Below are 13,788 nucleotides of genomic sequence, written 5' to 3'. Positions count from 1 at the left end.
ATGGTTCCAATAAAGGGTACCCTCCCATTAACCGGAACCATTCTTGCTATGAAAGCCCAATACTTTCTAAAGTTTTAATATCCTTCGGGTACCTATCAATGTCATTTTACGTGGGTCATATATCCGAAGGAAATAATTACCTGCTGCAAGGCCTGACAAGTCAACACTTGAACCATTCACTACGCCATTTTTCTGCATTACTTCTACCCCAAATACATTGTAAACCTTTATAGCAGTGGTATACAATCCGGGAAGCTTAAACTGAATGATCAAATTCTTTTGGACAGGGTTGGGATAAACAGATAACTGGTCATTATTATCTTCAATATCATCAACCCCGGTCCCGATAAATGAATAGGGCAGTGAAAAGGCGCTGGAACAGCCATTGCTGGTAACCTTAACTGTATAGCTGCCTGCAGCTACAGGCTTATAAACCTGTTCGGTTGCCCCCGCAATGATCACATTATCCTTATACCATTGGTTACCGGTAGGTGCTGAGCTAACCAGGTTATTGTCCATATCCTTCGTAATGGAGGGCTGCAATGGAACCGGGGTTACAATAACCCTTACCGGCCTTGGGGAGGCATAATTGATGCCATTAATAACAGCCTTCACGGAATAGCTTCCTGTTGTATTTACCTTCAATACAGCAGCATTGGCACCAGGTATGGCTACACCGTCCTTGTACCATTGGTTAGCCTGTGTTGCGGAAGAAATCAAATCTATCGAGCTATTACCACATATGATTGTATCAAGGTTTGGTGTTATGGCAAGCTCATTCATCCTGTTACGGACAATTTCGAGATAATTGCCATTAAAGTTTGTCAGCACCATATCCAACTTGCCATCCGAATCAAGATCACCCAGCTCAACGGAATAGCTCTTGTTGGTAAACTGGTTTTGCTTCGGCGGATCGAAAGAAAAGCTGCCAATCTCACTTTTATTCCTGTAGATAACAGGCCCGGTCACATCACGTAAAACAAGAACCAGGTCCAGTTTCCCGTCTCCATCAATATCTGCCATCCTTCCCCATCGGCTATCCCCTGGTGCGGGTACCTCAACTGGAACAAAACTTACAACAGATCCGGCACTCGTGTTCCTTAAGAGGGTAAGGGACATCTTTCCACTTGAAGAATTGGCCAGGAAAATATCTTTCTTTCCATCACCGTCAATATCCCCAACAGAGATGGTTTGGATATAGTTTTCGTAATACCCATCGTATAACCTCACCGGTCCAGAAAATGCCATCACCCCATTTGCAGAAATATTCTTATAAAAATCCAGGCTAAAAATGGATACCGATATCAGGTCTACTTTCCCATCATTATCCAGGTCGAACGGAATACCTTCCGGCAGTGGAGAATACACCCTTTCCAAACCAACATGGCCGGGTCCCGCACTAACATTCTTTAAATAATAGGCACCAGACTGCGCACCTACCCAAACATCTAACCTGCCATCTCCATCCACATCCAACACTTCTACTGCCCAGGTATTCACCAATGCCGTTTTCTCGTACAAGAAGGTAAAGGAAATTGTATCCCCTTTCCCGTCATTTCTGTACACAGAGACCTTGCCTACTTGATTGGCGAAATAGTTGGCCGTCACGAGGTCATCCCAACCATCCCCGTCCATGTCAGCGATCCTTATACTTAGCAAGGCACTTCCACCGCCACCGTCGGCATCAATCGGCATCTGCCTGGGCTCACTGAAAACAAGACTATCTGGTGAAGAATAATTCTGGCGGATAATGATATTCTCTACAACGAATGCGCCGATAATATCCAGCTTGCCATCCTTGTTCAGGTCATGCAATTGAACCAGTTGCGGGTCAACCTCATTGCCATCCAATATCAGTGACCTGCCAAAAAGCGTGCTATCAAATACTGTTTTGTCAGGATGCACAATAGAATAATTGACATTGGACCGGAATTGTAGCCCCGTAGCAAGGTTCTCCACTTCAATTGGCCCTAAAGCCACACCTGGCGGCACTTTGGCCTGGATAAGCGATGGTGTGGCCGATTGAATCTCAGCCTTCACCCCACCAAGCAGGATCCGGTTTTGGATGGGGTCAGCATTAAAGTTTTGGCCGCTAATACTTATGGTTGACCCTAAAATTCCCTTCTGTGGGCTAACAGCCGTCACCCTGGGTGAGGCAGGTAGGGAGAAGGTAAACCCATCTTTCTCAACTTTGCGAACCGTGCTCAGACTAATCTTTCCTGAATTGCCACCTGCTACAACTGCCCTGATCTCTGTTGGGGAAACCACTTCAAATGACAATGCCGGCTGACCGCCAAATTCAACACCACTAACGGCATTGAAATAGTTACCTATGATCCTTACCGTATCCTTTCTCCCTGCAGCAACAGGACTAAAGCCACTGATCACTGGCCGGGCAACCACAAAACCGGCCTTCTGTCCCGTACCATAGGCATTGACGATACTAATGATTCCTGAACTACCCAAACCAACCTTGGCTTTGATAACGGTGGGGGAAACGACTTCAAAAGCCAGCGCAGCGGTTCCGCCAAAGCGAACATCCAGGACATTAATGAAGTTCAATCCTGTTATGGTGACCACCACTCCTGAATCACCCACTTCGGGAGTAAAGGATTGAATTACCGGTGGCGCCGCAAAGGTGAAGCCGGCTAGTTTACCGGAACCATATGGATTGGTCACTTGTACCAACCCACCGGCACCATCAGCCGTTATCGCCTCAATGGTAAAGTTGTCAATCACATTGAAGGATGCAGCCGGCACCCCGCCAAAACTTACCGCAGTAGCCCCGGTAAAGTTGTTCCCCTTGATCACCACTTTGGTGCCTTTGCTCGCTATGGCAGGATCAAAGGATTGTATGCTGGGGAGTAACGCCTGGTTCTTATAAACTGATATACTTTCTGAAGTAAAATTAGTGGTCACGACATCGGGGAAGCCATCATCATTCAAATCCCCTATTGCTACCCCATAGGGTGAATTGCCATAAAAATCCGCATAATTGCTGAAGACCGGATTTCCGGGTGCCGTTCCATTCTGAAACACCCTAACCGTATTATACGATGTCAATACCACATCTATTTTACCATCACCATTAATATCGCCAAAACCCGGATGTTTAGGGGTAGTAAGGTCGTAATAGATGGTTGCGGTAGCGGTGAAGGAAAGGGTGCCGGGGGTACTGGAATTCAGGTAAACCTTTGTGGAAGCCCGGTCATTATACATAGCACATGCGAGATCCGGCTTGCCATCATTATTGAAATCACCATATGCCAGTCCTAACGGTTGGTCCCCTCCGTAAAAACGAATCTTATCACCGAAATTAATAGAACTACCTGTCGACTTATTTCTGAAAATCGCTATGGTATTGGAAAGTTGGCAGGTTACGGCAATATCAGGTTTTCCATCACCATCTATATCACCCGTTACCAGGCTGGCTGGTCCGAGGTCAATATCGGTTGACAGGTCGGTTAACCGGGTAAATGAAATGTTGCTGCCAATACTTGTGTTCTGGTATAAGGAAATAGCGTTAGATAAAAAGTTAGCTACCACCAAATCCATCCTTCCATCCCCATCAAAATCAATGGTGGCCAGATCAAATGGGCTATTACCGGTAGGCCATTCCTTCCTGGCGGCAAAGCTTATTGCCCCCACGGTGCTGGTATTCCTGAATACCGCGAGCTTCCCTTCTGCAATGCTGGTTGAGGCGAGGTCCTGCTTCCCATCACCATCAAAATCCCCTGCAGTAATCGCGTAGGCCATCACCCCATTAGGCAAATCAATTTTGGGCTCAAAATTTAATTCCCCCGCTGTTGATCTGTTTCTCAGTACTGAAAGGGAAGCCAGCTCACCCGTAATGCTGTAATTGTTTGCCGTTGCCAGGTCAGGAAGACCATCACCATCCAGGTCCATCATGACCACATCATTGGGCTTAAGTCCGGTTGGCAGGTCAAGAGGCGCGGCCAAGGTATTATTAGCAATATTACCTGCATTGGAAAATGTAACCAGGAAAGGCAAAACGGAAGATGCTGACTTATTACCAACGGTCACCAAAATCGGTTGGTAATTGGCACCCATCGGCACTTTCACTCCTAAGGAAGTAGCATTGGCTGATTCAACAACTGCTTTTACCGCACCAAAATAGACGATATTGTTAGATGGATTGGGATCAAATCCGGAACCGTTGATTTGAACTGAAGTCCCGACAGGTCCGCTAACCGGCAAGAAGGATTGGATACGAGGTTGGGCAATTGAAGTTGATAGCGCAAACACCATCATAATGGAAAACCAAATGCTGATCTTCATTTAAGGGTTGTATTTAATATTCGGAAAGAGTGCAGGTAATTGCACACATTGGTACCTATTGTAATTTAAGCTTATCTGTCAAGGAATAGAATATTAGTTAAGACTTGATTAGCCCTCAAATCAAACCTGCAGGAAAGAACTGTGGTTTATGGGTAGTTATTGACTTTCCCGTTTCCAGACTGCAAATAATACTTTCCGAACCCGATTGACTATCTTCAAGATATGCCTGATTGGTACCTAGTATACCAACCACCACCAAATGTAGTCCATGAATTGTTTGCTTTTCAAAAAGATGCTTGTTTCTAGAAGGCAGTTGACTTTGCTGGTTTGCATCCATCCTATTGAAACCAAACAAAAGAAATATAAACACTCACCTGCTTAATACTTAATCATGCAAACTCCCACTATAGCCAGCCAAATAGCCAAACATTTCCGCGAAGTACATACCGGTGGAAACTGGACCTGGGTGAACCTGAAGGAACAATTGGCAGATATCAGTTGGGAAGAAGCCGTACATAAAAGGGAAGGTTACAATACCATACTGGCATTGACCTACCATATCCATTATTACGAGAATGCGATCCTGAATGTATTGAAGGGGAACCCCATCAATTCCCATCACCAATACAGCTTTGATCACCCTTCCATCAACAACCAGCAGGAATGGGAGGCATTTGTAAGCAAAGTATTTGAAGCCGCAGAGATCTTTGCACAACTGGTGGAGCAATTGCCGGAACCCACACTTTGGGAAACTTTCGCAGACCCCAAATACGGAAACTATTACCGCAACCTGCATGGTGTGATCGAGCACACCCATTACCATCTTGGGCAGATCGTGGTACTCAAGAAAATGATCAGGGAATCCTGAACCTTATTTTCTGGAAAGTATACCCTAAAACCTTTTCAATTTATCACCACTTCATTACATTTGGCATTAACCCATGGCCACTGTGGCATGGCATAACCTGATCCTACCCCGGGAAATGTCAACTGTTTCATCCGGACCTTCTGTTCAACATACAACCCCAAGCCCTTTCGCCATGCAGAAAAACAGAATCGCTTATATCGACCAGATCAAGGTCTTCCTGACCTGCCTTGTTGTTGCCCACCATGCCGCCCAAGCCTATGGTCCGACCGGAGGGGTATGGGTGGTGGATGATCCCCATAAGGCATCCTGGCTGCGTCACTTCTTTTTCGTCAACGCCGCCTACATGATGGGACTCTATTTTTTCATTTCCGGGTATTTCATGGTCTTCAGCATCCAAAGGAAAACCAATGCAGCATTTGCCAAGGATCGCCTGAAGCGACTGGGTATCCCATTGGCTTTCTTCACCCTGCTGGTCTTCCTGCCCTTCAATTATTTTGGCGCGGGAGGGAAAGGTAATATCCTCCAGTTCCTGGCCACCACCTACCTGGAGCGCCCTCCCATTGCTACCGGGCATCTTTGGTTCGTAGCTTCCTTACTGGCCTATAGTTTTCTTTACCTGATCTTCTTCCATCAACGCTTTACACAAGTAAGTAAACAAACCCAGCCCATCAGCAACACCTATATCTTCCTTTATGTTGCCGCGCTTACCCTGGTCAGTGCATGGGTACGCCAATACTACCCCATCGATACCTGGAAAACCTGGATCATCCCTCTCGAGCCCGCCCACCTTCCCCAATACCTTAGCCTCTTTATTGCAGGCACTCTATTCAATCATGCCAACTGGCTGAACCGCATCACCGGCAGCCAGGGCATCCTCTTCTTTGCCATCGCAGTGATCACTTATGCCGCACAGGCATTCGCTCCTGCCAGCATTAAGGAATTCTGGATCACCGAATCGTTGGTGGAATCCTTGCTTTGTGTGGGCATCAGCATCGGCCTGCTGAGCTTCTTCAGGCGCTGGGGCAATAACATGAATGGCTTCATTGCATCATTGTCAGAAAATGCATACGGCATTTACCTGGTGCACCTGTTTATTGTGATCATATTCCAGCAGTTGCTGCTTGGGTGGCAGGCTAATCCTACCATCAAATTCATCGTGGTGACCTTCCTGGGAATATTGACCTCCCTTGGTGTAAGTATCCTAATCAGGAAGAACAAAACCGTCAGGAGTATTGTGTGACTAGATGGGCTGTATTCCCTACTTCATCCAGGCAGCGCCACGGTAAGACCTGCCGATAGGCAACCATTGGCCACCAACGAGGGCCTGGGTCTTTGAATAACCGGTGACCTTATCAAGGGCAACAATGAAGGAACGATGGATCCGGCAAAATCTAGAGGATGGCAACAGCGATTCTATCTCAGCTGTACTGATCTTGGATTGATACACCCCATTTGTTGTAACAACCTTTACATATTCCCGCTGGCTTTCAATGTACAGGATGTTATCCAGGTCAATCAACAACTTCTTTCGGTCAACCGTCAGGACCAACACATTTCCATCTTCCTTTTCAGGAAGTGCAGCAGGCTTGGCAGCATCGAAACGGGAATAAGCCTTTCTAACGGCAATGGCAAACCGCTCAAATGAAAATGGCTTCAGGAGATAATCGGTAATATTCAACTCGAATCCTTCCACGGCATATTGTGGATAGGCAGTGGTAACAATGACCGTAGGCTGGACCGGAATGGTCCGCAGGAAATCGAAACCCTTCAATCCGGGCAAATGTATATCCAGGAAGACCAGGTCTACCATTTCCTGTTGTAAATGACCGGCAGCTGATCTGGCATCCCTATACTGACCCTTCAGGTCAAGGTAAGGTACCTGGCTGATATACTCGGCTAGTAAAGCTGCAGCCAGCGGCTCGTCCTCAAGTATGATGCAGGTCATCTTTCGCATAGGTCAACAGGTTAAGTTCCATGTAAGCCCGGTATTGATCCCCTTCCGGCTGGCACTGTAAGGTGTATTCCCCGAACAGCAATTCCAACTGTCGCCTGAGGTTTGCCAGCCCTATGCCTTCACCGGTAGAAAGGGATCCCTTTTCCTTACCCATGGAATTTACGACAGTTAATTGCAACAGGTCATTATGAACCCGGAGCTTTATGTCCACAAAGGCACTGTCTACTGTTTCAGCTGCGCCATGCTTGAATGCATTTTCTACCAGGGGTATCATCAGCAATGGCGGAACCAATTGGCCAGGCTGATCCACCTGGAAGGAAAAATTCACCCTGAAGGAATCATTGTAACGCAACTCCTCCAATTCAATATACTCCCTGATGATCTTTATTTCCTGTTCTACCGGCACTAATCGCGCCCTCGTTTCATACAGCATATACCGCAACAGGTCAGCCAGACGAAGGATGCTTTCAGGTGCCTTATCGGACTTCACCCTGGATAAGGCATAGATATTATTCAGGGTATTGAAGAGGAAATGGGGATTGGTCTGCGATCTCAGGTAATTCAATTCCGACCTGGTCTTCTCCAGTTGCAATTCCTGGTTCCTGTACCTTAATTGGGAGGTATTGACCAATAACCTGATCACCGCAAAAAAGGCGATCCCGTAGAGTTGGAACATGATCGTCCTTACCATGTACTCGCTATTACCAAATGCCACATCAAGCTTTGGGAAAATTCCCAGTAAGCTACCTAACAGATTCCAGTACCAATAACCCAGGACCATGCATAAAGCCATCACGATCACAGTCACCAGTACAGATAAAAACCGATGCCTCCTTTTCCTTACCATTGGAGCCAGGAGATGGAATAAAAGGATATTGGTTAGCGATATGAATACCATCTGCCATAAAAGCGGGGGAATATTCTTTTGATAGGCATCAACATTCCCACCCGAAGAGACCACGCTAGCCATGATCCACAACAGGGTATAAGAAGCTGCTATTATGCCTGTCAGCCCAATATTGTTCCTGCCCCATCCTTTCATATTGTCCATTTACCGCCGGTAAATTAACGCAATTGTACAGGCTGGTCAACAGTTCTTCAATTGGCATTATCATTCTGTCAATCAATGACCGGATCTGGTCTACCAATAGCAAACAACACTGGGCATACCTCTCCTTAAAGACCTTTTTAGAAGGCCATCTGCAAGTAAACTTTGTATGGTCAACCCATTTTTCCAGCAACCAACCCACCAAAAACATTTATTATGCCTATTGTCCTGATGCTGTCGCTTGTACTTTCCTGTACACTCTTTTCATCTGTTGGCTTCGCCCAAAAGAATGACACCCTTTTGGTCGATCCTTCGGTCCTGAAAACCCAATACCTCAAACCCGGCACCAGTCGCTACCTCGTCTATTTTAAAATGAAACCAGATGCGCCAAGGTCCTACCTCCAGATCTGGAATCGCACCATCAGCAGGTCCACCTATAACGGGAATGAGGTTTTCACGATCAACCAGGTATGGGAGGACAAGGACAGCATCGTCCATACTGCCCTATCCCATAGTGATGCCCGTACCTTCCAAACGCTCTACCACCAAAGCTGGTGGGCCAAACGCGGGGAAGCTGTCTATGACTTCGATAAGCAAACAGCATCTGTCAACACCTACTCCCTCAGTGATGCGGATACTGCCCTCCAGATGAAAACGCTATGGCAGTCATTCAAAAGCGCATGGGGACAATACTCCCTGAACTGGCATGCTGACCTGGAAGTATTCTCCCTGCTGCCCTACCGCGAAGGGGTTACCTTCCTGATCCCCTTCTATGAAAGCGGATATGACCAACCCAGGCCCATCCCTTATACGGTTACCGGGAAAGCAGACCTTACCGGTTACAATAACCAGAAGATTGCCTGCTGGTTGCTTACCCATGAAACCAAGGGGAATAAGGAAGTGTTTTGGGTCAGCCAGCAAACCCAGGAAGTATTGAAACTGGAACAGGTCCTGAATGGCACCCGTTACCGTTACAAGATCAAGCTAGGGTTCAGCGAATAGGCTGGCACAACGAATTCAGCAAGAATCGGGTTTTCCTGCCGGGTCATACAAGGCAATTTTGCCTAAAATGATTCAACATGAAAACCTTTATTCTTTTACATGGCTCCTGGCATAGCGCCTGGAACTGGCACAAGGTCCTTCCCATCCTGCAATCACGTGGTCACCGCGCCATTGCTATTGACCTGCCGGGAATGGGAAGGGATAAGACCCCGATACAGGAAGTGAGATTCCAGGATACTGTTGAAAAACTTTGCCAGCTGATCGACAGCATCGAAGGAAAAGTTATCCTGGTGGGCCATAGCAAGAACGGCATCATGATCTCCCAGGCAGCGGAATACAGACCGGAAAAGATCGAAAAGCTCATCTACCTCGCAGCCTACCTGGTCCCCAATGGCAAGACCCAGGCGGAATACTCCCTGCAGGATACGGAAGGGGTATTGAAGCCTTATGTGACCAGGTATCCCGAGACCGGCTCCCATACCTTGCAGCCAGAGATCTACAAAGAAGGCTTATACCACGATTGTGATGAGGACATCGTTGAACTAGCCAAACTACTGCTCAGTCATGAGCCGGTAGAATCCGGTATTACCCCTTTGCAATTGAGTGAAGAACGATTTGGTACTGTTCCGCGCTACTATATTGAATGCACGGAAGACAGGGCAGTAACCCCATTTATCCAGCGGAAGATGTACACTGAACTACCCTGTAAAAAAGTATATCAAATGCCTACCAGTCATTCGCCCTTTTTTAGCAGGCCGAAGGAACTATGCGATATCCTGATAGAAATTGCAATGAAATAATTGCCTTTTAAATTGCTCAGCCGAATGAAGGGTCGTGCCTTCTAATTTCACCTTTGTACACCAAAGTCCTTGATCCGGCTTTGGTGTTTTCTTTTGCGGAAGTATGGGAAAATACATCCCAAAAAGACTGAAATGCTAGCCTTGTTATTTTCCTGAAGCAGTTCCTCCTTCTGTAAAAGTTAAAGGAAGGGAGAAAACTTCTTTCTGTATACCAGAACCTTGATTTGGTCGATCCTGCGACCAAATTGGGATTATTAAATGTAAATTACCTTATGAAAAGGATTGGCCTCCATATTGCTTTCTGGCTGGTATACCTTCTTCAGGACCTGGTCCTTATCATCACCTGGATCGGCCCATTCCTCAAAGGATTTACGGGTTCACAATTAACTATAGCAGCATCGGCTGACGCCTTCACCATGCTGCTGCCCAAGATGCTATTGAGTTATTATCTCATGTATAGGGCCATCCCCCTTTTAATCCGGGAAGGCAATAACCAGTTCAAAGCCATTGGTGAAATAATACTGGTAACAGTAATGTCCATACTCTTGTACAGGGGCATGGTAAAATATTTTGTCAATCCAGTAATTTTCAAATCATCACTTAAGGATGTCCCTTTCTTTGATCCTAGGAATGTATTGATGGCATTTATGGACCTGGGTTGTGTAGCAGGACTAGCAGCTTTTATAAAATTCTCCAGGATGCAACTGGCATTCAAGGAAAGGGAAAAGATATTGACCAGGCAGCAGCTTGAAACAGAATTAAAATTCCTGAGGAACCAGACCAATCCACATTTCCTGTTCAACACCCTCAACAATATCTATGGATTAGCCCGGAAAAAATCAGACCTGGCACCTGAAGCCATATTGAAACTGTCCAAACTCCTAAGGTTTATGCTCTATGAATCCGGCAATAACCAGATCAGGATCGAAGACGAGATCAGGATGCTGGAAACCTATATTGACCTGGAGGAGCTTAGGTATTCCGAACTTCTAACCATCCGTTTTCGGAAAGAACTGGACAACACCAATGAAATGATCTCCCCATTGATCCTTTTACCCTTTGTTGAAAATGCGTTTAAGCATGGCGTCAGCCAAAACCGGTTCAACGCATTTATCAACATCAATCTTCACCTCCATAATGGCAAGCTCTTATTTGAGGTCATTAACTCAAAAGAGCAGACCAGGTCAGCTGCACTGGTGGAAAATATTGGCCTTAGCAATGTTAAAAGACAGTTGGAGCTATTGTACAAAGACTACCAGCTAGAGGTTACGGATAACACGGATAGCTTTTCAATAACCCTTCAATTAAACCTACACAGCCATGCGAAATATTAATTGTATCATTATTGAAGACGAACCTATTGCAGCTGAGGTCCTGGAGGATTATATCAAACAGGTGCCGTTCCTGCAACTAAAGCAAAGCTTCAGGGATCCTGTTTCGGCAATTGATTACCTGTTCCATGAAAACACGGACATGATCTTCCTGGATATCAACTTGCCTCAAATGAATGGCATGGACTTCCTGCGCACCCTGAATAATCCACCGAAGATCATTGTCACCACTGCTTACCAGGAATACGCATTAAAAGGATATGAGCTCGATGTCCTTGATTATTTATTGAAACCTATTGAATTCAGCAGGTTCATGATAGCGGTCAATAAGCTGAAACAGGAAATTTCGAAGGGGACTAATTATTCAAGAGAGCAAGTATACGCAGACAAACCCCACCTTTTCTTCAATATGAATAAGAAACTGGTAAAGGTTTACCTGGAAGACATCCTGTCCATTGAAAGCCTGAAGGAATATATCAGGATCACCACCACTGGAAGGACAATCCTCACCAAAATGCAGATCAGCGAAATAGAACAGGTATTGCCAGCTTCCCTGTTTATCAGGATACACAGGTCTTTTATCGTCTCCCGGAAAAAGATAGATGCCTTCACCGCAACTGATGTTGAGATCAAAGGGAAGTTGATACCCATTGGGAGAATATACAAGGAACAGGTTTTTCAAAGCCTCACAGCCATAGGCCGATCCTTGCCAGAACAATCATAGACGGGACTGGCTTCTACAGATCATACATCCATTTATTCAAAGGCTGTTATGCCTAAGCTGTTCAATCAATATGGAATACCCATTACCATAGGAGTGCCCATAAAGCTCCTCGTTCCATCAGGTCTACTGGTGGGCACACTGGACCTTATAGGCGCCATCATACATAGAGCGTTGGTGACCCATAAAAACCCTGTTTCATCCATTCTTACCTATATCGCCAGCGGTCTATTTGGAAGTGAGGCACGGACGGGAGGATCTACTATGATCGCAGCAGGAATCATCATCCATTATTCTATTGCAATGACCTTTACCATCTTTTTTTTCTGGATACTCAGCAACACCCCTTTCCGTTTCAACAATTGGGTACTCAACGGGATTGGTATCGGGGGGATGATCTGGCTGGTCATGAATTACATGGTACTTCCGCTCAGTAATATTCCCAAATTACCTGATCCGGACATTAAAAGCATCATGGTAAGCAATTTCATCCTGATCACTTCGATTGGATGCCCCATTGCCTACATTTATAGCAGGTGGGAAAGCAAACACCCAACTGCCTGACATAAGACAAATTGCACAACCTACTATAAGATCAACTCCAGCTGACCATTTAAATCAATTAACATGCATTCCATTTTTCAAAAAGATGACCGGGAAGCGATCATCCATCGAATACAATCCCTGAATAAGTATTCAAAACCAAAGTGGGGAGTGATGTCTGTTGGACAAATGTTACGGCATTGCTCGCTTTGTGAAGATTATTATTATGGACTGGTCCCTGTAAAAAGATCCCTGTTGGGAAGACTGATAGGTAGAATGGTACTAAATAAGATAATAAAGGATGACCAGGCACAACTTGGGAGGAACGCCCCGACCTCCGCAACATTTATCATCAGGGAAACCGTAGACGATATTGAATCGGAAAAAAACAGGTGGATAAATTGTATTCTCCGCTACGCTGATTATCCATTTTCATCGTTCAGGCACTGGTTCTTTGGGCCAATGAGCAAGGAAGAACTAGGAATATTTGTGTACAAGCATTGTGATCATCACCTAAGGCAGTTTGGACGATAATAAAACACTCGAGGACTAGTCAGTTGCTTCCTGGATAATTTCCCACAAGCCAGGCCATCCGGTGCTGTTGGAATGGTGCTTTCCTGGTCAGCAAAACCTTCTATTGGGCATACCGGATCAATTTTTGATCGCTTGATTTTTAATGCCAATTGTTTGATTCTCGTAATCATCATACTACGCGAAGCATTTAACTTTATGGCATAAAAAGTTCCATATGGGAGCATATATCTTGAAGATCAATGGAGTGTTAAAATCGGTTGATGTTGATCCTGCCACCCCTATCCTTTGGGTCCTGCGGGAGCACCTTAACCTGCAGGGCACCAAATACGGCTGCGGGGTGGCTATGTGCGGCGCCTGCACGATCCACCTGGATGGAAATCCGGTAAGGGCCTGCCAGCTTCCCGTTTCGGCTATTGGCAACCGGGACATTACTACCATCGAGGGACTATCGGAGCAGGGTGACCATCCTGTCCAAAAAGCCTGGCTGGAACATGATGTAGCCCAATGCGGTTATTGCCAGGCGGGACAGATCATGGCAGCAGCTGCCTTGTTGCGCAAGAACCCCAACCCTGACGATGCAGCCATTGACGCAGCCATGAATGGAAATATCTGTCGCTGCGGCACCTACCTGCGCATCAGGGAAGCCATTAAAGCAGCGGCAAAGGCCACTGTAAAGGGTTAAGCGTAT

The 13,788-nt window shown here is 46.0% G+C and carries 12 protein-coding genes; 9 read left to right on the top strand and 3 right to left on the bottom strand.

The window, feature by feature from the left end; translation table 11 throughout:
* Positions 1 to 66: 66 nt before the first annotated feature.
* The gene (locus KJS94_RS14750) at positions 67 to 4,299 is read right to left on the bottom strand and encodes an FG-GAP-like repeat-containing protein (protein WP_214448250.1); all 4,233 of its coding nucleotides are present in this window, start codon (positions 4,297 to 4,299) and stop codon (positions 67 to 69) included.
* Positions 4,300 to 4,690: 391 nt separating this feature from the next.
* On the opposite strand from KJS94_RS14750, the gene KJS94_RS14745 reads away from it, so the two are divergent.
* Together KJS94_RS14745 and KJS94_RS14740 are read left to right on the top strand one after the other, a co-directional pair.
* Positions 4,691 to 5,167, top strand: coding sequence for a DinB family protein (locus KJS94_RS14745; protein ID WP_214448249.1), 477 nt, complete (start codon positions 4,691 to 4,693; stop codon positions 5,165 to 5,167).
* Between the two features lie 172 nt (positions 5,168 to 5,339).
* Positions 5,340 to 6,407, top strand: coding sequence for an acyltransferase (locus KJS94_RS14740; RefSeq protein WP_214448248.1), 1,068 nt, complete (start codon positions 5,340 to 5,342; stop codon positions 6,405 to 6,407).
* Between the two features lie 18 nt (positions 6,408 to 6,425).
* On the opposite strand, the gene KJS94_RS14735 is transcribed toward KJS94_RS14740, so the two are convergent.
* Complete coding sequence (locus KJS94_RS14735; RefSeq protein WP_214448247.1) at positions 6,426 to 7,121, bottom strand: LytR/AlgR family response regulator transcription factor; 696 nt, start codon at positions 7,119 to 7,121, stop codon at positions 6,426 to 6,428.
* A complete protein-coding gene (locus tag KJS94_RS14730) occupies positions 7,093 to 8,163 on the bottom strand; it encodes a sensor histidine kinase (protein WP_214448246.1) in 1,071 nt (356 codons plus the stop codon). The genes KJS94_RS14735 and KJS94_RS14730 overlap by 29 nt, the downstream gene beginning before the upstream one ends.
* Positions 8,164 to 8,385: 222 nt before the next feature.
* On the opposite strand from KJS94_RS14730, the gene KJS94_RS14725 reads away from it, so the two are divergent.
* The 7 genes from KJS94_RS14725 to KJS94_RS14695 all read left to right on the top strand — a co-directional run bounded on the left by KJS94_RS14725 (position 8,386) and on the right by KJS94_RS14695 (position 13,782).
* Entirely contained in the window at positions 8,386 to 9,171 is a 786-nt protein-coding gene (locus KJS94_RS14725; protein WP_214448245.1) for a DUF3108 domain-containing protein, read from the top strand.
* A 77-nt stretch (positions 9,172 to 9,248) separates the two neighbouring features.
* A complete protein-coding gene (locus KJS94_RS14720) occupies positions 9,249 to 9,971 on the top strand; it encodes an alpha/beta fold hydrolase (protein ID WP_214448244.1) in 723 nt (240 codons plus the stop codon).
* A 272-nt stretch (positions 9,972 to 10,243) separates the two neighbouring features.
* Positions 10,244 to 11,305, top strand: coding sequence for a sensor histidine kinase (locus KJS94_RS14715; protein ID WP_214448243.1), 1,062 nt, complete (start codon positions 10,244 to 10,246; stop codon positions 11,303 to 11,305).
* Positions 11,292 to 12,026: a LytR/AlgR family response regulator transcription factor gene (locus KJS94_RS14710; RefSeq protein ID WP_214448242.1), complete on the top strand. Its 735-nt coding sequence runs from the start codon at positions 11,292 to 11,294 to the stop codon at positions 12,024 to 12,026. Before KJS94_RS14715 ends, KJS94_RS14710 begins: the two co-directional genes overlap by 14 nt.
* 48 nt (positions 12,027 to 12,074) lie before the next feature.
* Complete coding sequence (locus KJS94_RS14705) at positions 12,075 to 12,587, top strand: hypothetical protein (protein WP_214448241.1); 513 nt, start codon at positions 12,075 to 12,077, stop codon at positions 12,585 to 12,587.
* Positions 12,588 to 12,650: 63 nt separating this feature from the next.
* The gene (locus KJS94_RS14700; RefSeq protein WP_214448240.1) at positions 12,651 to 13,100 is read left to right on the top strand and encodes a DUF1569 domain-containing protein; all 450 of its coding nucleotides are present in this window, start codon (positions 12,651 to 12,653) and stop codon (positions 13,098 to 13,100) included.
* 214 nt (positions 13,101 to 13,314) lie between these two features.
* Positions 13,315 to 13,782 carry a (2Fe-2S)-binding protein gene (locus KJS94_RS14695; RefSeq protein WP_214448239.1) on the top strand — a complete coding sequence of 156 codons (468 nt, stop codon included), beginning with the start codon at positions 13,315 to 13,317 and terminating at the stop codon, positions 13,780 to 13,782.
* Positions 13,783 to 13,788: the final 6 nt, after the last annotated feature.

Origin of the sequence: Flavihumibacter rivuli (genome assembly GCF_018595685.2) — a bacterium.
Lineage (GTDB): Bacteria > Bacteroidota > Bacteroidia > Chitinophagales > Chitinophagaceae > Flavihumibacter > Flavihumibacter rivuli.
Note: the sequence above shows the minus strand (reverse complement) of the source record. Positions and strands in the feature narration are given on the sequence as shown.

Coding starts and splice junctions, on each gene's coding strand:
- KJS94_RS14750 (WP_214448250.1), bottom strand. CDS start 4,299: ATGAAGATCAGCATTTGGTTTTCCATTATGATGGTGTTTGCGCTATCA.
- KJS94_RS14745 (WP_214448249.1), top strand. CDS start 4,691: ATGCAAACTCCCACTATAGCCAGCCAAATAGCCAAACATTTCCGCGAA.
- KJS94_RS14740 (WP_214448248.1), top strand. CDS start 5,340: ATGCAGAAAAACAGAATCGCTTATATCGACCAGATCAAGGTCTTCCTG.
- KJS94_RS14735 (WP_214448247.1), bottom strand. CDS start 7,121: ATGCGAAAGATGACCTGCATCATACTTGAGGACGAGCCGCTGGCTGCA.
- KJS94_RS14730 (WP_214448246.1), bottom strand. CDS start 8,163: ATGAAAGGATGGGGCAGGAACAATATTGGGCTGACAGGCATAATAGCA.
- KJS94_RS14725 (WP_214448245.1), top strand. CDS start 8,386: ATGCCTATTGTCCTGATGCTGTCGCTTGTACTTTCCTGTACACTCTTT.
- KJS94_RS14720 (WP_214448244.1), top strand. CDS start 9,249: ATGAAAACCTTTATTCTTTTACATGGCTCCTGGCATAGCGCCTGGAAC.
- KJS94_RS14715 (WP_214448243.1), top strand. CDS start 10,244: ATGAAAAGGATTGGCCTCCATATTGCTTTCTGGCTGGTATACCTTCTT.
- KJS94_RS14710 (WP_214448242.1), top strand. CDS start 11,292: ATGCGAAATATTAATTGTATCATTATTGAAGACGAACCTATTGCAGCT.
- KJS94_RS14705 (WP_214448241.1), top strand. CDS start 12,075: ATGCCTAAGCTGTTCAATCAATATGGAATACCCATTACCATAGGAGTG.
- KJS94_RS14700 (WP_214448240.1), top strand. CDS start 12,651: ATGCATTCCATTTTTCAAAAAGATGACCGGGAAGCGATCATCCATCGA.
- KJS94_RS14695 (WP_214448239.1), top strand. CDS start 13,315: ATGGGAGCATATATCTTGAAGATCAATGGAGTGTTAAAATCGGTTGAT.